Origin of the sequence: Leptolyngbya sp. FACHB-321, from assembly GCF_014695975.1 — a bacterium.
Lineage (GTDB): Bacteria > Cyanobacteriota > Cyanobacteriia > Leptolyngbyales > Leptolyngbyaceae > Stenomitos.
This window is the reverse complement of the sequence record NZ_JACJPI010000082.1, coordinates 26255-45393: the sequence shown is the minus strand read 5'-3', so window position 1 is coordinate 45393 and position 19139 is coordinate 26255. Positions and strand designations below refer to the sequence as shown.

Sequence of the window (19139 nt, the reverse complement as noted above, 5' to 3'; positions counted from 1 at the left end):
TTGCAGCCGGTGCAACTGGTACACCGCTTAGCGTCACTTGCTGTGCCGCTGCTGCTGTGGTTGGCGAAAGTACTCTACAGAAGATGAGGCAAAGATGGCAGGCTCTCAAAGGCTTGCCGTTTTATGGCTCATCAAGCTTGTAACACTTTTTGAGAGACATTTGTAACACTTTCGCCAACCACAGCAGCAACGGAGTTAGACTCAGCGGAGCAGTCACCCACTCCGCTGAGTCTAACTTGATTGCTATACCAGGGCCATGTTGCCTGTGCTGCTCTGTTCACCACTTAGCCTATGTTTCCTCGATATTTAGCGGATGTCGCACCGCCTACGGGGCGAACCCGCGCCTTTGATTACTGCATTCGTTTGGATAACCTGACGGCTTATCCTCATTACCTGATTGTGGCAAAGATCAGTTCGCGACTTACGGGCCAAGATGACTCTTCTGATCCCCTTGTTCTAAACCCAGGCACCTGTTTATCGATGGGAAGGGTCACTGATCGACCCCAAATCACCCTCTTTGCAGTGTCTAAAGCGAAAGTGTCACCAGATGACCTGTTTAACCTGGAGTTAACCAGCTTTAGCGGACTACGAATCGTCGATCCAGAAGGCAATTTAGTGGGAATTATCGATAGCCGAGAGAAGTCACATTACTTCGACCCTAAAGCGCAGGAGCAAGCGCAGCAGCCCGACCCAAAGTACGGATTCGAAGTACGAGAAGGTGACAGGGTTCTGCCTATTGCGTATTCAGGCACAGTGCTAAAAGACGCCAAGGTTTTAGCAGCCAACGGCATACCTGCGTCTCCTACGATTCGTACACCCTCCACTGCTCCATTCTGGGCTGAGGGAAAAACCATTGAAGGTCACTACACCATCGCAACGTTGACCGATCAGACATTCACGATCCAGGAGTCTCAGCGTGATACCAATGGGATGGGGATGTCTTTACTTGGACTCCCTTTGCTGGGAGTGATTCTCTTAGTCATGGTGAAGTGGTACCACCAGCGAGCGCAGCTTCACCCCTCTGACAAACACTCTGCTACTTCAGATAAGCCATGAAGCGGTCTTGGGCAATCAGCTTGGTTACCTTAAGTGCAGTGGCATCACTGTTTGCTCCCATGGCCACTTACTTAGGCACCTTATCGCTCTTTGGAGTGGCTCACGTTTTCATTGAGCTGCGCTATCTTGATGCGCAATATTTTTCAACTTTGAAGCAACAGTGCGACGCCTCTTTTGTCTTCTGGTTAGTCAACCTACTGCTAGTGATTGCGGCACTGCGCTGTGTCGTGCTTCTGGGCTGGCTACCCAGCTCGATCGGCTTCGGTCTGGAATTAGGCTGTGGCTTAGGCTTGGTACTCCTTGCCACACGCGTGCTCTGGCAGCAGCTTAAAGTCGGTTGCAGTCCTGAAAGGCGCGTGAGATTCGGAGTTGCCCTGGCGCTCGCCACGCTGCTCGTCTTTGGCATCATGCAAAGCCCCATCACAACACTGGTGCTTCTCGCCATTCTTCATAACCTGACGCCCATCGGCTTCCTCTATCATCATCCCCACCAGCAGCGTTTCCCTTGGTTGGGCTGCCTCTTCATTTTTGGACTGCTGCCGCTACTCGTCTTTTATGGGCGTTGGTTGGGAGCGGGTTGGTATGCACTACCGAGCATGGCCGCCTATGTGGCAGCCTTTGTCCCGCCTTCGATCCAACACAGTCAGTTTGCCGCTCCACTCTTTGCTGCCGCCACCTTCTGTCAATGCATGCATTACATGGTAGTCATCGGCTTGTTCTCCGCATGGACCCCATCGAAGCCAGAAAGTTTAATTCCCTGGATGCGTCCTCCAGTGTTCTCTCTCACAGTGCTGCTCATCGCCACGCTCTTCTTTTTTGCTTTTCAAACGTCATTCTTGACCACGCGGGCCTTCTATAGCGTCCTTGCCAGCCTTCATGCTTGGGTGGAAATTCCTCTCTTGTTGGTCCTACTCACACCCAAACACTTGAAAGATCAGTTTGCCAACAAGTAACGAGGCACTGTTGGTCAGCAGGGAAAGGAGCACGCTTCTGCGGAGGGGATAGCGCGCGCCCCAATGAAAAGCAACCGCTTCGACGCCAACGACAAGCAGCTCAATGAAAACTAACCGTAAGCCATAGTTTAGATACCCCTCCCCCGCGGCAAACAGGAACCAGACGAAGGGGTGTGTGATCAGGGTGGCAGCAATCGCGATCATTGCCAAGGTGTAAGGATGGCCCCACCAGCCGTAGCCGACGATGACTGCCATGAAGGCCTCAAGCAATAATGAGAGGAGCAGTGCCCCAAACTGTTGACTGACCAAGGTGCAGCTTACAGAAAAGTCCATTCAAACAATGCCTTTCAGGGGTAATGAGGGCGTAGCTGCCATGAGGGGCAATGAAGGGTGTAATCAGGATGCACGTAATTGGCCTAATTGAAGCGAAGCTGTCACCAGATGCAATCAGACCAAATCCAGAGCCTGAAACAACGTAAATTCGTTAGTTAGTAGAGACTGCTGTGGAAGATGACAAAAAATTAATACGGAATAACTACCCTTGAACCCTTACCCTGTCATAGTTCCAGCCTAATTGCACTTTATGGCAGCTTCGCTTCAATTAGGCCAACAAGAGCCTGTTTCCTGTTTTAGAATTGCGCTATATCCTCTGAGCACACAAATACAGCATAGTCAGGCAAGCATGGATCCCTTTCTGGAAAAATTGAAAAGCTTTGAATGGCCTTTGCCGGACCAGGATGGGATTGCGACAGGATACGTGTAAAAACCTGCAAGATAGGGGTAAAACCCTTATCCTGTAGAGCTTACAGCTTTCAGTCCCTGCAATAAGCCGCCGAAAACCTTGATTAGTACAGGGTTGGACTATTTCTGGACCCAGTACTACCCAAAAATCAGTAGTACACTACCCCTTTTGGTGCCATTTCAACGGCTGAAAGCCCCATGCTCTCGTGGCACTGCTGCGTGCACAGCAGCAGTGCAGACATTACGCTTCGCTCTTGTGATGTTTACTGAAAGTCCCGATGAGAAAGCCTTTGAGGGGCATCTTGCAGGTTTTTACACGTATCCTGTCGCAATCCCTTTCTGGGCTGTTTCGACCTGTCGTCTGGCTTTAACCTGTTTCAACACCTGTTTGATATACGCAATCCCCTCCTCCTGGGTCATATTTCTGGTCTCTGCCTGACTCAAATCCGCATCAGGCAAGTTATTACACCCGATCGCCCGTGCCTCCACACTTTCCAAAGCGCTAGAAACTGCTTCAGGCAGTGTATTACACCCAATTTCACCCAATAAGTTTGTGTGACTGTTGGAGCCGGATGCCGCCCACGAGCAATCCGGCTCCACAGCACTCTGAAGCGCGCCCATTGTTGCGTTTTGTAAATGACGGGGATGCCAAAGATCACGATGACGATAGAGGGTGGCACCACTCAGTCCATAGGGAATGAGCGCATCGAAGCGTTCGGTAATGCCTGATGGTAGTGCTTCTTTTTCTAAGAGGTCAGCAACGGCCTGTTGAATGCGTGCTCTAGCCTCAGCTTGTTGTTGCTGGTTCCAACTGGGCTCTGACTCGTCAGGTCGATCAGGACTTAACTCAACCGGTCGTTTGTCGGTGCCGTAGTGGAAGTAGCGGCTCTGCTCGATGGCGAGCCTCCAGTCTTGAGCCCGTTTCTCCACTTCCTGCTGATGCTGACACCAGTCTTGATAGCCTGGTAGGGCTTGTGCGATCGTGACGATATCGTGGACTAAGGCACTACCTTCTAACGGCTTGTCGGTATAGAGAACATGCCCAAAGATGTAAGAACGCATGGCAATGCGTCCGAGTAACCGATTAGTTTGTCCGGGTCCGGTCCAGCCTTGCTCAATTTCGGCATTCAGGTCATTCAAGAACTTATCGGCTTTGCCAGTGACGCGAAACTGTCGCCGGCGTGCGGCTTTCAGAATCCGCTCCAACGCTTTGGTGTCGAGGCTGTTGCGGCCTTGAGCAAACTGCCAGTGCTGCACAAAGGCCGCTTGATTGCCCCAAAGCATCTGGAGGTCTTGATTTAGCAGATACGACCCCGCTTGCATGGGCAGACGATGACCGTTGTAGAGACTGTGCTCGCCACTGGTGACATAGGCTTTGCAGTTAGGAAAGACTTCCAGCTGTCCCGGTGCCAGTTTGAAGCCAGCATTTTCCAGCAGGGTGGAGACGGCCAGGGCGATCGCCCATGTCTTCTGCTCGGTATCAAAAGGAAAGTAGAGATGGAGACCGCCGCTGTAGCTGGACGTGCAGACAACGGCTTGCACCAGTCCTAAGACTTCTAACGTTCCGACCAACCGTCGCCAGGCGAAGCGATCGCGCGTGGGGTGGTAAGCACTGCCTTTGTCTACATCGAGGACACAGTAGCGGGTGGTGGGACCAAAGCGGACACCGTAGAGCAGGGCTCCCTGTTGGAGCAGGCGATCGCTCAAGGGATGACGGCTCTCGGTTTGCCAGTCGGGTCGTTCGTCAGGATGTGGATGCTCAGCCCAGAGATAGTCATAGCGGTGGGGCCAGAGTGCGAGGAAGGGATCATCACCTTCCTGCACCGATGGAAAAGCACGGGAGGGGGCTAACTGCATGGGCTGCCCTCCCTCAAGACATAAAAAATTTGATGCACAAGTTCACTCCCTATGGCTGGAACAACAGCAGATAGGAAGCCATGCCGAAACGAGAGCAATTCATCAAAAAGGTTGCACCTTTTGACAAATTGCCACTAAAATTGGCATAGCAAAGCTGGATAACCTAACGTCCTGCCCGCCAAAGCATCAGTTAGCGTTCCCGCTCCTATCTTTCAATTGAATAACAAGCCTTTTGACCCCTGCTGTACCATCAGTTGGGGTTTTTGGCTTTTAGGCTGACTAGAACATGATGGACGCTCCTCTTGCTTCAAACGTGGAAACTTGTTGATTCATCTGCTGTCTATGCTTCTGCCAGCTAGTTGACCGCCGTAAGCACACTAGTACCTGATCGCAGATTCTGGAAAATGCAAAAGATTCTGAAAAGCCCAGTTGAATAAGACTGCCGCACATACTGAGTTTTCCGCTTCGTCGGTTTACGGTCATTGCCTGATCTCACTAACTTGCTTTAGACTGCGGCTGCTCTTTTTCGCTCAAGCTTTTCTGAGCAAGCCAAAGCACCAGGTTAGGGACCGAACGAACTTCGCGCTCCGCTAGATTTTGCAGAGTCTCAAACATTTCGTCGCTGACATTAACGACAACACGCTTCATGCCGATTGCCTCTTCAATCTTGTGTCGTGATCTTATACCCAGATCTCAAAGTGGACACACTTTGTTTTCGTCTGTGTTAAAAAACGGTGCATTTATTTCTTTTGTTGATCGCTTTTGGGCAGTTCGCCGTTAGTTTCTGCACTGGCAACTTCATCAACCAACACTGCCTCAATCAAGTTACTAAGACTTCTGAGACGTGCCTCAGCCAACTTTTCGAGTTTTTCCTTGATTTCCGGATCGACGTAGCTAACAATCCGGGCTTTGTTGGTTGCCACTTCGGTTTCATACACTGTTGAATTCCTTCAGATTACCCTACAGCACATTATCTGCTTTAAGTGTATACACTCTTTGCACACCGTGTGCTAACATCCAGTCAAGTTCAACTGAAGCTCACCCAGTGCCACGAATGACCTCCTGAAGCTCAGACTGGGCATGAGCTTGAGTTCGGCATTGAAGCAGTTGTTGTCGCAAGCGATCGCGCCTGGAGTGCCAGGTGTTGATGTGACGTTAGCACCACCTCAAACCTTTCGGCTCCCCTGGCAATGATTTGTCTAAGCGCCAGCGGACCACGGTCAGCTGAACTGGCGCTGTTTCAGACTCGCCCAGTCCCCTAGCATCACCAAGCTGCCTGTCAGTTGCGGTAGGGCTCACAGTCCTTGACGGTCAGTACCGCCAGCGCCTGTCACACCCTCACGCCTGACCATTGCAAGGAAGGAAACCGATGATGATTGAAACACTTGAAAAGCAAGACGGTAGACCGTACGTTGTTCTAGACCCCTTCAGGGCGTCTGCACCAGCTAACACGATTCAAGCTCCTCTTCCCTCACCAGCAACGACGCTAGTCGGCGTTTGTGGGGCTGACTGCAAGAGCCGCGCGAGGGCAACAGAGTCTTCTCTGTTGTGCCAACGCATTGAGATGCTAGAAGCCTTCACCACTAAACTGGCGCAGCGCTTAGCCCTCTTAGAGCAAGGGTCGCTGCCCCCCCGTGCGCCACCCTACCAGCCGTACCTCACCAACCCCCATCAGCCATGTCCAGAACCCTCTCAAGACGCACATCAGCCTGACACGCGCCCACCGACGCGATCACCAGCCGAGAGCAGCAAGGCTCAGAGTGTCGCTACAGCCAGCGCCGCGTCTCCCAGCCCATCCCTGGTCGCGCTCGCGCCAGCAGACTGGACCAGAGGGCTGGTGACCAAGCACCTGGTAGAGCGCTTACAGACCAATCCCACCACGCTCAAAAAGTATCTCAGGGACTTGAAGCAGATCCAATGGGCCGTGCAACGAGACCCAGAAGGCTTCGGGTGGGTTTACGATCCACTCTTACAGTGCTATTACCCCAAACGGATGGAGTCAGATGGGCACGGTGCGAGTCCGGAGCGACCCACTGCAGCCGTTAAGGTTGAGGCACTGCCGGCACTAACGCGCTCTAACCCCATCGAACCCAAGCAGGAGTCCACTTCAGTTAAGCCTCAACAGTATGTTGGGACGGGTGGTTTGTACCAATCGGCGTTGTCCAGGCTCACGGGTATCCCCATCACGACCTTGCAACAGTGGAAGCAGCGACCCGATTGTGCCGAACGGATGCGCTGTCGCACTGAAGGACGGTACTGCTACTGGTATGCCAGGCAAACGAAACGTTTTTACCCCCTCAACAGTCCCACTGGTCCTGCCTTTGGTGTCGTGACCGCCACTAAGCTTTAGCCAAAGCGTCAAGGTGAAACGCGGCTGAGCCTTTTCAGGCATCGATCGCCTCACGCTCTATGGGTGACAACGATGCTAGCACCTCCTGCTGTTTGCGCTGGGTCAAAGCATGCCAGAGCTTGCGCACGAGCTTTTGGAGCATGGCTACGAGTGCCGTTGCGCTCATTTCAGACATAGAAGTGGCTGCCTTGGCCCTGCCTAAGGACTTGAAAGCTTGCATCCGCTCCTCTCTTGCCACAATCTCCTCATAAGCAAACAGGGACTGACGTGCTAGGGCATCTGGGTGCCTTTTGTTGTAGATCTTCACCAACATGTCCATGGAGTTGCCCAAAAGTTCAGCGAAAATGGGCAGATGCTTCGGCTCGCCATAGGTACAGACCCAAGTTGCAATAATCCGCCGAAAATCATGCGGGGTCGTCCATTTAGCCTGCTCAAGCCCATACAGATGAGCGGTGACGCCAGCGACTAGCTTAGAAACTAGACGAGAGAGATACTCGTCTGCTCGAATGGGATCACCTCGACGAATCTGTCCATGCGGCTTAACGCGATTTAGGCGTAGGAAGAAGAGAAAATTATGGTCCAGGTTTTGTGGGCGAATGTGCTCAAGGTAGTACTGTAAGTCAGCGGTTAAGGTGCTCTGCATGGGTCCCACAAAAAGCGGATACGCTCTGCCCCTACCGGTCTTATTGCCATTTTTGTGCCCCTCCGGTGGCAACGTGACAAAGAAGACATTGTCTTCAAGCGTTAAGGATTGACGCTGCAGCTCGCGCAGCTCGCGCTGTCGCGCGCCCGTTGTGACCAAGAAAGCAATGATCAAATAATCCATCCACGCGTCAATCACCTGGTGCGTCATACCGTACTGTTTTTCTAAGTCTTTACAGCGCCAGCCCAGATAGTCCAAGATGTCCCAGCATTGCTGCCTGGTTAATTCCCTCTCGGCGCAGGCTTCATCGGAAACGAGTGGTCGATCACCGTAATCAATGAAAATCGTTTTCAGATAGCTGCGAAGCGCTTTCACTGGTTCAGGATTGCTGTAGTTTTCATCAGGTTTAGACAAGTGAAATTGCCATTGAGCAATGGGAATGACAACTGCCAAATCAGTTTTAATCGTGTGTGAGGACAGGCCCCGCTTTCGACTGGACTCTACATAAGCTTGCAGTAAAGTGTGGTCTAAGAGGTCAGTAATCGCTAACGCTTCAAGGTCAATCCCTTGTTCCCAGGCTCTGTACCCCAGCACTCGTGCGATACTTTCATGGAAATGCTCCAGTGTTGAGCGAGTGACAGCCTTTCTGCGCCATCGCGTGACTGTTTGCTGGAAGGAATCGAAGCTTTGGCTATCGGTTATGAGTTTTGCTGTCCAATCTCGTTCCAGCAAGGCGATCTTCTCTTTGGTGCTCTCCCTCTTTTCTTTTAGCGCCATTACTGCTTTGAGAGTACCTTTGGGGAGATGGGTGTAGGCAGGTTGGACTGCCTCTGAAACCGGCACCAGCGGAGCCGGATCAGGAACATACTGCTCGTGTGCTTGTAACCAAGTGCAGAAGCGTTTCCATTGGCTTTTCTCAACTTTCAAAGTGTTAGAGCGAGCCAGTTGCAGTAGCTGACTTTGAAAGATCGGATTTGCTCTCGCTATGAAACCAGCGAGTGGCAGGTGCTCAAAAATGTAATCCAATTTTTTGCCTTGTAGCTGTTGCAAGCCATCCAGCTTGAGCAGACTAGGCAGTATGCGTCTCTTCAGAATCGAGCGGAGGTTACTAAACTCTCGATTACTAGAGAATAGTTGATATGCCAAAAGGAAATCAGACAATGTTTTAGCCATAGTGAGTTGGTTATGAAAGTACTAGTTTTGCTGTAAGGCATGTATTGGTACAGTTCGAAGTGGACAACGATGAAATGCGGCTTTCAACCCTCTCTTTTTCCTAACTACCTAACGTTTTTGGCTGCTTTCATAACGGTTGAGAGATGAAATTGTCTATGGTAAAAGTGCCATTCCTTCTGAAAGCTTTGCCAAAGGGTTAGCGGTAGCAGCTGGTTTGACTAAAAGCAGATGGATGCCAACGTCCGTCTGCTCTAGCAAAAGAACCACGATGGTGGCAGGGCTATAGCTCTGACCAACGCACCTGATGGTTCATTTTTTAGTAGGGTTTCTAGCGCTGCTGCTCAGACGAAAACGGCAGCTTGAAACGACTGCAGCTATGGCTAGTGCAGTGGCTTGAAAGCAAGCAGGAGGAAATTTTTACGCTCCAACCTAAATCTCGTCTGTCCGGTTGACTAAGAGCGATCGCGCCGAACTTGAGCTTTGAGGTGCAGTAGAACGGAAAATCGGGTTTTTACATAGCCAAAGAGGTTGTAGCCAATTAACATTGGCAGTTTTGTTTTTGGCTAGCACTACTAGGAGGGGGCAATTAGGGTATATCCTAATGGCTCAGCGCTTCAAAGAGATTGCTGCTCGCCTTCGACCTGCAGCCATGAAGCAAAGCTGTCACGAAGAACTTCCATGCTTGAAAACCTATAGGGATGAACTTTCAAGACTTCACCTAGACGCAAACATTGGCACGCCAGCTTGTTCAATTTTCATTTGGCTATGCAAATTGTCCGCTTAACCTTGTTTTTCCTTCCACTGAGCCTCAGTCCCCTATATCTTGTTGAAAGGTCTTTGTCTTCTCCGAACCTGGCTTGGGCTTGGGTAGCAAAGTGGCTCTAGCATACAGAGAATCACCTCTGCGCTATAGTCTGGCTCGGATCTTGAATTCTTTCAGCCTCCGATTGACCTATTTGAGCTTATGAGCAAAATCTTTTAGATTGCCAGTGGGCATTATAAATAATCTCAAGAAAGAACTAAATTAACTAATTCGAATAGTGTCATATAAACTCTTTCTAGTCTAGTCCTAGAGAAAAATTCTTGATGTAGATTGGCCGTGCCCATGCTTCCGCAAAAACAACAACTCTCTCTATTGGAGGTCTGGCAACGCTATGAAACCGCTGTGTTAGCAACGCAACCGCAGCCGAAAGCGACGGCGCTACTGGCTCAGACACGCACGGCTCTCTTGCGTTACACCCTACCGGGATGGGGGTTCCCGCCACCCAAGGGACAGCGGTTAACAGCTCAGGAGTCTGCACAGGGTCTGCAATGTTTAAGTCAGGTGAGCGTTGCACACTTGCAGGAGGCTGCGGCGCTACAAGAGGACTTGTTCGAGCAACTCCGTGTCGCTGGTAATAGCAGGCGGAACTACCGCTGGGCGCTGCATCAGTTCCTTGACTGGTGCCAGCAGCAGTCGTGGTTGGATACCAACACCTGGTCTGAAGCCGAACAGCCGACGCCTCGTAAACGCAAGAAGAAAGGGTCTGCCACCGACGTGCGTGTAACGACTCGGAAAGCCAGTCAAGCTTATCGGTTGCCGGATGCGGCGCTTTCAGCGTCTCTGCAACAAGAATTGGCGGCTTTGGAGCAGTATCTGACGGACTCAAAATCCTCAGAGCGGAGCCAGCAACGGACCAGTGCAACGATCCAGCAAACGCTCAACCAGGTCCGACGGATTCTGGGCTGGCTGCATCACGTCGAGGGCATTGCTCAAGACGCTTTGAGCCTGCACCTGTTGGTGCCTGAAACTTGGGGTCAAAACCAGCAGAGACAAGTTTTGGAGCCAGAAGGTACTAAAAATTCGGTTGAGTTAGTGCAGGCTTACTTGCAATGGCAACAAGCGTCGCGAGCTGAAACGGCTGCTTTAGTCGATCCACCCCCATTGAGCCCCCATACTGTGATCAAAACGGTCAATACCTGGTTACAAGTGGTTAACTTGAGTCAGCAGCAGGCGCTGGAACGATCAGACTTGGCAACAGAGTCCTTAGGCGAAGCAACTGTTGCTTTGCATGAGTTAAGACAAACAGCGGTGGCCGCGCTGAAAACGCATCAACCTGTCAGTGATGAGTTGAAGAAGCGGTTGGAGTGGATGGAAATCCTGGAGCTGACAGAACAACTGCGACAGGAATGCACACCGCGTTTTCGGCAACAGACCCAATCTCGACAGGGCGGCACAACGCTGGGATCCCTGCGCTCAGTGAGTGCCATCGCTCATAGTTATCAACGGTTTCTTTGTGGTGCCTTCCTGGTTTATCTACCGCCTCAACGGCAGCAGGAGCTGCGCACCTTACAGGTTTCATGCTCAATCGCTGAGAAGGCGGCCCTGAGCCAGTGGGCACTGACTCAAGCCGGTAGCTGGCTTTACAGGGATGAGGAGCAGTGGTGGCTCAAGCTTGTCGATCGCCAGCACACGCCCTCAGCACCGCCTTTGCCAGTGCCTAATCTCGCTTACGCGGATGGGCGGCGTTTCTATCAGTACTTAGAAGAGTGGCTCCTGCACTATGCCTATCAGGATGAGCAGGGTCGTTCTGTGATGCTTCCAGGGCTACGGAGTTGCTTCAAGCCTCAACATGATTACTTGTTCACGATGAAGCAGGGACAGCCTTACAGTCAGGCGTCAGCCTTTATGGAGCTACTGCGCAATCCTGCCTATCGGCTGACAGGAAAAGTCCTCACGCCAGAAACGCTTCGCCGTAGTGGTGCTGACTGTTTCACTGCCTGGTTGAAAGAACATGCTCCTGCGAAGACCTATCGTGCCGGAAGCTATGCGATGCACACTCACGTTACGCCGCATCAAGACAAGGACATCGATGTGATTGTCTCTTCTAACCGAGACCAACAGGAGAGGCAGTGGTTCGCCGATGTTGCTCAAAATTTTGTCAAACCATTGGCAAAAGGCCAAGCAAAAAAGCGAAAAGCAAAGCGAAAAGCAAAGCGAAAAGCAAAGCCATGAAAGGCGCTGACAACAACCCTCGCTTCCCCTCTTTTTTCACTAAATGCTGCAGCACCTTTGACTAGCTTTGAACCGCTTTGAGCCGTTTTAGAGTTTGAATCTGGAGGCTAGGAGCCTTTGTAAAGCTCAGGCTAAAACGGTTTTGCGGGCCTTTCACCGCTAAAAGGGGTATGGGGGTTGAGTTACAGGGATGGTGGCAGCCCTACCCGGAACAAGCAAACAAGGTTAGAACACATTCTGTGTCGACTGCACACCAGTCGCTGCTAAGCCTGCCACCAAGCTTGTCAAGCCACAGGTCAAAGCCCCTCCGCCACTTTAAACTTCTCCTTAGCTGGGTAGCAAGAGAAATGGAGAAGCTAGCACGTGCAGCAAGGTGCACCAGGGTTGAGTCTCGGCTGGGAAACGCTGGTTTTTGAGAGACGCTCATCCAACAAGTTGCAACAGCAACCCTTTCTGGACCGAAGTTACAGCTTTAACGTGTTAGCTTTTCCGGTTTCTGAGTCTACCCGGTATTTTTCCTCTGCGCCGGTTGGGCTTCCCGAAAGCTAGCCGCAACCAGGCGCTCATTCACCAGATGGCATAGATTTATAGCCGTGAGTTTTAACTAACTCAAAGTGGACTAAACCTTTTTGAGGGGTTGGTCAGACGCCTCTCGGCCCTGATACAGGCGGCACAAACAGGGCTTGAAACCGCTCTGTTTGAGGACCCAGATACCAGACGACGGTATCGTGACCCACAGCTTTCTGTGGCACACCGTTGGCACCGGGTGGCGCATGGGGAATGCGACCTAAGGTCACTCTGGGAAAACCACCTTGCTCCAGGGCCCGGATACCGGCGTTACCACTGGCGCGCAGCCATAACACGGCTTGCGTGATGTGACCCGCTTGATACTCTGCGATCGCCCGCTGGACCCAGACGGTCGCCCCATACGTCTTTTTCGCGTGATTGCGTTTCCCATAGGGTGGATTGAGCCAGAGGCGACCAAACCAGGATTGCTGTAGACCATTCTCCGCTTGCGTGTAGTAGGTTTGAGCTTGAATCCAGGACTGGGCTTCAACACTCGAGGCAGGGTCAACGTCGATCCCACCCATTAACGCGCGGGCTTTATCCACCCAGAAGGGGAGGGTGTACCACTCATTCGAGTCGCTGGAGTGTTGCACCGCACAGTCATGGGACTTCTGTGGCGGTAGGAGGAGCCCATGCTGCTGGGCCAAAGTGGTGATGTGCGCTAAAGCCGCAGCGACCTGCTGCCGCTCTTGCTCAAAGGCTTGGAGTTGTTGACCACGGGCGATTACTGCTTGGGTGGGGGTAGACGCGGCGGGTGACAATGGTGCACTCGCCGCGCCAGCGGACTGCAGCTGCGTAATCGCAGCGGTCAGCTGTTGGTGTTGCTGTTGTAAGTCCTGAAAGCGCATGGCCGCGTGTGTGTCAGTAGTACACAAATTCTAGCGGTTGACACACTGGTGGGCACATCAGCCTCTGGCATGAAGAGCGTTGGGTCGGCAACCCACTACGTACGCAGACAAAACCTAGCCAGCGTGGTGGCTACCCTCACTATGACAATGTTGATCCTCAACTTTCTCAGCTCGATGCTGTGGCGATCGTGCCGTTCTGACTCAATGTCTACCGCATGCTCATGACTAGGGCGACTAAACGCTTGTACATTGCCTTCTTAGATGAGCAGACCAGAGAGATGGTGCAGAGCCTACTGCCTACGACAAAGTGAACTCCTTGAGCTATGTCATTGACAAGATTGCGAAAAAGATTACTTTTTAATGCTTGCTAATAAAGAGTTCTAGCTACTTTGTTTAACTAAAAGATTCTATTAGTTGTTCTAAAATAATAGAACGGTCGTTTGGGTAAAGCTTGAAACGTAGTAACGCTTTTATACCAGGCTTTCCAAGCGATTAGATTGTTCTAAAACTGCTCTGAACGCCTATTCTGAAGCGTAAGTGATGAAAGCAATCGCTCTATCAACTAGCAAATACTGAGTCTAAATAGACACCCTTGTATGCTTGTTAGGCCCATAGCCATGATGCGTGTTAAAGTGAGCCGTTTCATCAAAATGAAGTCAATGCAATCATTGCTGCTAAGGCTCACTGTCTTTGTGTTTAGTTGCTTACCCTGCAGAAGTCTAGATTCTAAGCCTCGCTTTGATCGCTTCTCTCAAACTCAATTTGAAGCAGGCTTTTCAGCTCATCTTGCACTTTTTTGGTCGTATGAACATCTCAGCCCTAAAGCCATTTAAGCGGCGCAGAATGAAGCGGCGAATCGTTCGCATGCTTTGAGAGAACGGGAGTATGAGTTGAATGAGTAGTTGTGCAGAAACTCAGGCTAAGGCTGAAAAGCTTATGGGCTGAAGCTTCGGGCGACCTATAAAATTAAGTACTTAATGACAGCGGCTGTCCCATTTCTGACTGAAAATCGGACAGTTCACTCCAACTGCCACCAAAGCGGGGCAACCGCTGAAAGCCTTAATTCATGAATTCTTCCAGCCTTAACGACCATTCTCTGTCCGTTGCTGATGTTGTTGGCAAAAGTGCTACAAGCAGGATTACAGGCATGCGACAAACTCTGAAATACCTAAATCTTCGTTACTTCCTGCTGCTTGTAGTCTTCTTGAAAGAACGGTTGTCATACATTCGCCAACAACATCCGTTGCTAAAACCAAGCCGTACACAGAGAACACATTAGGGAACAGCAAAGATTCTTTATCAAGAATTAATATCGCGTAACTGCCTAGTCAAGTAGGGTTTCTTCTATAGCCGTCTCCTTGACTTAGAAGCAGACCTTCATGTCTAAAACTCGTGGTCGCTGGTTTGCTAGTGGGCGTTTCCGTAGCTTTTGGTCCAAAAGCTACGGAAACGCCAATTTGTAATTTATTTTTAGGAGCAAAATTTAATCTTATGTCTACTTCTCGCAATCCACTTGTTCTGATTCACGGCTATTCTGATGTCGGCGAGAGTTTTAGGACCTGGAGGGAAGAACTGAAACAGAATGGATATGATGTCTCAATCATCCGCACCTGCAATTACAAAACCCTCACCAACGAAATCACGATTCGAGATATTGCCGAAGGGTTTGACCGGGCACTGCGCCTGGAAGCCGGATTAGATATCGATCAGGAATTCGATGCGATCGTCCATTCCACGGGCATGCTGGTGATCCGCACCTGGTTGGCCGCTTACGCCAGTCGCAGAAGCCGTCTGAAGCGTTTGATTAGTCTGGCTCCTGCCACTTTCGGATCGCCGTTAGCACACCAAGGACGGAGTTTGTTAGGGGGGCTTTTTAAGGGCAAAAGAGAGTTCGGTCCAGATTTCCTCGAAGCTGGGGATCTAGTACTGGATGCCTTGGAATTAGGGAGCCGCTATACCTGGGATCTCGCCCACCAAGACATGGTGAGGGTGAGAAGTGACGACAAGAGTTTTTATGGTTCCGATGCTGACACACCCTACGTGTTTACTTTCTGTGGCACTGAAGGCTTTTCCGGCATAAGCAGTATTGTCAATACACCGGGTTCCGATGGCACGATCCGTTTAGCAGGGGCTGCGCTGAACTCTCGCAAGATCACCCTCGATCTAACCGTTGAACCGGGCAGACCCAACAGTGACATAAGCCGGTTCTCACTTGCCTCCTGGACCAGTCTGGAAATTCCCGTGTTCTTGATCGCTGGTCTCAACCACGGGACAATTATGTCCAAGCCAAACGATCAACTGGTCAAGCTGGTGCTCGGAGCACTACAAGTCTCTAACAAAGCAGAATTTGAGACATGGTTTCAGGATGCTAAAGCTCAAACAAAGCCAGCCTGGGACAAACATGCAAAATGGCAGCAGTTTATTGTCCACGTCGTAGATGAAAGGGGTAATGCAGTTCCTGATTACTACCTGGAAATCTTGGCAGGAAACGATGAAGATGATAGGCTCGAAAGCTTCCAGGCTGATGTTCACACCTATAGAAGCGATTCCAGCTTTCGCTGCTTCCACGTGGATCTTGAGAAACTTAAGCTAAACGAGATCAAGAAACTTAAGATCCGGCTAATTGCCTCCTCAGGATCCCAGCTTGTCGAGTATTTTGGCTACGGCAGCGAACGAGTTAATACGGCTAGCCAGGAACCAAAAGCAGATGGAAAATGGGACGCGGTGCTCGACATCAGTGCTGTGCTCACCAACAAGATAGAAATTGATTTCTTCTCGCCTCTCACTACAACCCTGATCGAGATCAAACTCAACCGTGAACCCATGCCCCTCGTTGGTAAAACTAAACTGTTTGAGTTCATTCAATCGGAATAGGGGTTGAGCCGACATACGACCAAAAAAGTGCAAGTTGGGCTGGAAAGCTCTATCCAGATTGAGCTGCAGAGAATTTATCGAATGTCAGTTCGGGATAAGGAATCGCCAGAAGCCCTAATTTTCCGTGACTTTCTACCACACTCTCAGTCAAGCTCTTGTCAACAAGCCTCACAGTTGCAAACACTTGCAGTAGTAGGTCTTATTGAGAGAAGGTGACTGACTTGTTGCTTGGCTCAAGTTAGTCATAGTAGGGATTTTAGCCTTCGGCTTAACCCGAACTTAGGTCAATAGAGGTAGAAGTACTTTACCTCTATTCCACAGGTCTAGCACACTACCATCTTTCGAAACGTAACGCTCAGTGCGTCCCAATTCATGCCTTAAATTGCCTGTCTCACAAAGCCTTGGACCTTATGAGACAGCAGAATATCCGGTATGAAGTTCTTTGACTATATAGTTATCGCCGGAGGAAAGAAAGAGAGCAAAACTCTTCTTGTTATGAGACTCACGCATCTCGTTCTGGAATATACCCGTTGAAGGGGTTGTGTAAAGAACCCCAACATATAACACGCAAGTTTTCTAGCCTTATGTGGCTGGCTCAAACACTCTGAAAAATGACTATTTTAGGGATAAAATTCTGAAATACCAGCCTACTATAAGCGTTTCTGACAATCCAAGCATCATTTAGGATGAAGCTGCTATTTTACAGTTTTTCTAAATGCAATCTTTATACATCTGCCGTTTCAGATTTCAAATGGTACTTCGTTCCAGTTCTGCCATCTTTACGCCTGATAAGCAACGAACATGAGCCTACCCTTTATTTTAGATGTTACGATCGGTCTCGTCTTTATCTACTTAATTCTGAGCTTGCTCACAACTCAGATTCAGGAGTTGCTAACTATCCTGTTTCAGTGGCGAGCAAAACATTTAAGAGACTCTATCGAGATTCTGCTTGCTGGTCGTATTGGCAGCCCAGAAGAACAAAATGTAAAAGATTTAGTCACAAGGCTCTATACCAATTCGCCAATTGAAAGTATGAATCAAGAGGCAAAAAGTGGTGTGGCTAGAACGCTAAGGAAAATCACTAATCTTTTTATTCCTGGCAATAGAGAAGGCTCTTTTGGTGCTGATCTATCGACTGGACCTTCCTATATTGCTCCAGAGACATTTGCAACTTCTCTTATGGAGCTATTAAGACTAGCACCATTAGTAAAAAAGCTCACAGAAGCAAGACTAGAAAAGTTTGCTAAGAGAATTGTAGGGAGCCTTAACACGGATGTGAGCGAAGCACCTATGAGCAATTTTGAGAAAGGGAGAATTAGAATCATTGCTGGTAAAGCTAATAAAGATTTAGACAGTGATCTTAATTTCGCAACGCTTGTAGCAGAATATGAGGATATTCTTCATGACTTCAATACTGAAGCAATAACTCTAGAGGTCTGTATCGACCTTATGAGCGAAAGCCTTGATGCCTACATTGCTCAGTATCCACTTGAACCTACAATAGTTCAACCTGAAGACGCTGAACTAGAAGTAAAGGCAGCAAGCAGTGATGAAGATTTACTTTACTTCGCACGGCGCTTACGAGCTTTCAAATTGAGCTTGTTTGGTAAGAACAACGAGAAAGCTATTCTCTCCGGCGGACTACGGCCCAAATCGTCTGAAGTTGCCCAACTGATTGATGACAGTAGCCCCATCTACCAAGAGATAGCCGACTCATACAGCTCGTTGCTTGAAAAGGCAGAGCCGCTTGAGGCTCAGGTAAATCCTGAGCTAGAGTATCAACTTTTCGAAATGTACCCAGAGACGATTGAAAAAGAGATTGTACAGGCATACCCTGAGACTGTTGAAGAGCAGTTGTTCGTAGATGCACCGTGTATCTTCAAGACTGTTGAAAAGCAACTCATTCATCGTAGACGCAAGACCTATCGAGCAAAGTCGAATCCACAAATTAATTTACTAAAGCAGCAAAAAGGCACGCTTCATAAAGCACTTAGTCAGTTAGCAATAGCACAACGGCAAAAGGCTTTGAATGCTGTCCTTCATCAATTCGGCAGTGATGAACGGACAAGTATCATTAACAAGAGTTTGAAAGAACTTAGCAGTGAACAACGTAATGCCGTCATCAATATGGCTTTTGCTAAGTTGGGTTTAACTCATGGTGACTACTTAGTTTACAATGAATATCAAATCTATAAAGGAATACGAGAGTTATTAGGAGAGTTGCCGTATGCCACCAAAGCAAACTTTGTAATTCTTGCAAAACGTGCCCAATCTAAAGAACAAAGTGGCTATTACCAGATTGCTCAGTTTCGAAAAGAAATTGAAGTTTGGTATGCACGCTCTATGGAGCGTGCCAGTAATGTCTTTATGCGAAATGCTAAAGGTATTGCGCTCTTAATTGGGTTAGTACTTGCCATATTAACTAATTCAGACACACTCTATATCATAAAACGTCTTTCCAATAATGAGAGCTTACGTGAAGCGATGAAGGATAGAGCGCTCTCAATTTACTCTAGCCCGTCTCCTTCGGCTAATTCTAGTAATACTTCCAAATCTAGCTTGAATAGCTTTATGGTTGACAGACAACAACAGCTTGAGAATGAAAAAGAGCAACTGGATAGCGTCCTAAGTGATCTTTCACTACCGATCGGTTGGAAAGCTCAGAACCTAACCAGACAATTAGGTTGTAAGGCCAAAATTGATGACAATAGAAGTGAGTTCGCCAAAACCTGTCTTACAACACAGAGTTTTGTAAAGCCTCAATCAATTCCTCAACTCATTAATTTTATCTTTCAATTTATTATTGAAAGGCCTCTTGAACTAGTTAGCCTACTAATAGGCTGGATTCTTAGCGGGATCGCCTTCTCTATGGGAGCAGAATTCTGGTTTAAGCTGCTTAGGAAGGTTTTAGACGTGCGAAATAATGATACTGATACAGCCTTACTAGCAGACAAAGAACCGTTTAGAGGAGAGAGCAATCAGCGTCGTGCCTAGTAGGGGTGATTGCAGCGAAGACACTGTTGGCGAATTATTTCTTCATACCTGGAACCTCTGTGCCAGCGTTGCCGGCTCTACAAAACTC

The 19139-nt window shown here is 49.4% G+C and carries 12 protein-coding genes; 6 read left to right on the top strand and 6 right to left on the bottom strand.

The genetic code is table 11. The features are described 5' to 3' along the window. The first annotated feature begins 291 nt into the window (after positions 1–291). On the top strand, positions 292–1056 hold the full coding sequence (locus tag H6F76_RS25200) for a hypothetical protein (RefSeq protein WP_190512416.1): 765 nt from the start codon (positions 292–294) through the stop codon (positions 1054–1056). 38 nt (positions 1057–1094) lie between these two features. Beyond that, positions 1095–2009, top strand: coding sequence for a hypothetical protein (locus H6F76_RS25195; RefSeq protein WP_190512414.1), 915 nt, complete (start codon positions 1095–1097; stop codon positions 2007–2009). Here the strand turns inward: H6F76_RS25195 and H6F76_RS25190 are convergent. From H6F76_RS25190 to H6F76_RS25175, 4 genes are all read right to left on the bottom strand, one after another. Continuing rightward, positions 1965–2342 carry a hypothetical protein gene (locus tag H6F76_RS25190; protein ID WP_190512412.1) on the bottom strand — a complete coding sequence of 126 codons (378 nt, stop codon included), beginning with the start codon at positions 2340–2342 and terminating at the stop codon, positions 1965–1967. The two genes, H6F76_RS25195 and H6F76_RS25190, sit on opposite strands and share 45 nt — an antisense overlap. Positions 2343–3062: 720 nt before the next feature. Next, on the bottom strand, positions 3063–4607 hold the full coding sequence (locus H6F76_RS25185) for a hypothetical protein (RefSeq protein ID WP_190512410.1): 1545 nt from the start codon (positions 4605–4607) through the stop codon (positions 3063–3065). A gap of 495 nt (positions 4608–5102) precedes the next feature. Next, a complete protein-coding gene (locus tag H6F76_RS25180) occupies positions 5103–5255 on the bottom strand; it encodes a hypothetical protein (protein ID WP_190512408.1) in 153 nt (50 codons plus the stop codon). Between the two features lie 92 nt (positions 5256–5347). Beyond that, positions 5348–5545, bottom strand: coding sequence for a ribbon-helix-helix protein, CopG family (locus H6F76_RS25175; protein WP_190512406.1), 198 nt, complete (start codon positions 5543–5545; stop codon positions 5348–5350). 431 nt (positions 5546–5976) lie between these two features. Here H6F76_RS25175 and H6F76_RS25170 point away from each other — a divergent pair, with 431 nt between their 5' ends. Beyond that, complete coding sequence (locus tag H6F76_RS25170; protein WP_190512404.1) at positions 5977–6957, top strand: hypothetical protein; 981 nt, start codon at positions 5977–5979, stop codon at positions 6955–6957. 34 nt (positions 6958–6991) lie between these two features. On the opposite strand, the gene H6F76_RS25165 is transcribed toward H6F76_RS25170, so the two are convergent. Continuing rightward, complete coding sequence (locus H6F76_RS25165; RefSeq protein WP_190512402.1) at positions 6992–8773, bottom strand: site-specific integrase; 1782 nt, start codon at positions 8771–8773, stop codon at positions 6992–6994. A gap of 1105 nt (positions 8774–9878) precedes the next feature. Between H6F76_RS25165 and H6F76_RS25160 the strand changes: the two genes are divergently transcribed. Beyond that, positions 9879–11768, top strand: a complete 1890-nt coding sequence (locus H6F76_RS25160; RefSeq protein WP_190512400.1) for a hypothetical protein — start codon at positions 9879–9881, stop codon at positions 11766–11768. 641 nt (positions 11769–12409) lie between these two features. Here H6F76_RS25160 and H6F76_RS25155 read toward each other — a convergent pair. Then, the gene (locus H6F76_RS25155; protein WP_190512398.1) at positions 12410–13183 is read right to left on the bottom strand and encodes a hypothetical protein; all 774 of its coding nucleotides are present in this window, start codon (positions 13181–13183) and stop codon (positions 12410–12412) included. Between the two features lie 1392 nt (positions 13184–14575). Here H6F76_RS25155 and H6F76_RS25150 point away from each other — a divergent pair. Further along, positions 14576–16057 carry a hypothetical protein gene (locus H6F76_RS25150; RefSeq protein ID WP_199322453.1) on the top strand — a complete coding sequence of 494 codons (1482 nt, stop codon included), beginning with the start codon at positions 14576–14578 and terminating at the stop codon, positions 16055–16057. Positions 16058–16858: 801 nt separating this feature from the next. Next, complete coding sequence (locus H6F76_RS25145) at positions 16859–19051, top strand: hypothetical protein (RefSeq protein WP_190512396.1); 2193 nt, start codon at positions 16859–16861, stop codon at positions 19049–19051. Positions 19052–19139: the final 88 nt, after the last annotated feature.

What these genes read in the sequence shown, in the direction of transcription:
- H6F76_RS25200 (WP_190512416.1), top strand. Translation starts at nt 292, where the DNA reads ATGTTTCCTCGATATTTAGCGGATGTCGCACCGCCTACGGGGCGAACC.
- H6F76_RS25190 (WP_190512412.1), bottom strand. Translation starts at nt 2,342, where the DNA reads ATGGACTTTTCTGTAAGCTGCACCTTGGTCAGTCAACAGTTTGGGGCA.
- H6F76_RS25185 (WP_190512410.1), bottom strand. Translation starts at nt 4,607, where the DNA reads ATGCAGTTAGCCCCCTCCCGTGCTTTTCCATCGGTGCAGGAAGGTGAT.
- H6F76_RS25180 (WP_190512408.1), bottom strand. Translation starts at nt 5,255, where the DNA reads ATGAAGCGTGTTGTCGTTAATGTCAGCGACGAAATGTTTGAGACTCTG.
- H6F76_RS25170 (WP_190512404.1), top strand. Translation starts at nt 5,977, where the DNA reads ATGATGATTGAAACACTTGAAAAGCAAGACGGTAGACCGTACGTTGTT.
- H6F76_RS25165 (WP_190512402.1), bottom strand. Translation starts at nt 8,773, where the DNA reads ATGGCTAAAACATTGTCTGATTTCCTTTTGGCATATCAACTATTCTCT.
- H6F76_RS25160 (WP_190512400.1), top strand. Translation starts at nt 9,879, where the DNA reads ATGCTTCCGCAAAAACAACAACTCTCTCTATTGGAGGTCTGGCAACGC.
- H6F76_RS25155 (WP_190512398.1), bottom strand. Translation starts at nt 13,183, where the DNA reads ATGCGCTTTCAGGACTTACAACAGCAACACCAACAGCTGACCGCTGCG.
- H6F76_RS25145 (WP_190512396.1), top strand. Translation starts at nt 16,859, where the DNA reads ATGAGCCTACCCTTTATTTTAGATGTTACGATCGGTCTCGTCTTTATC.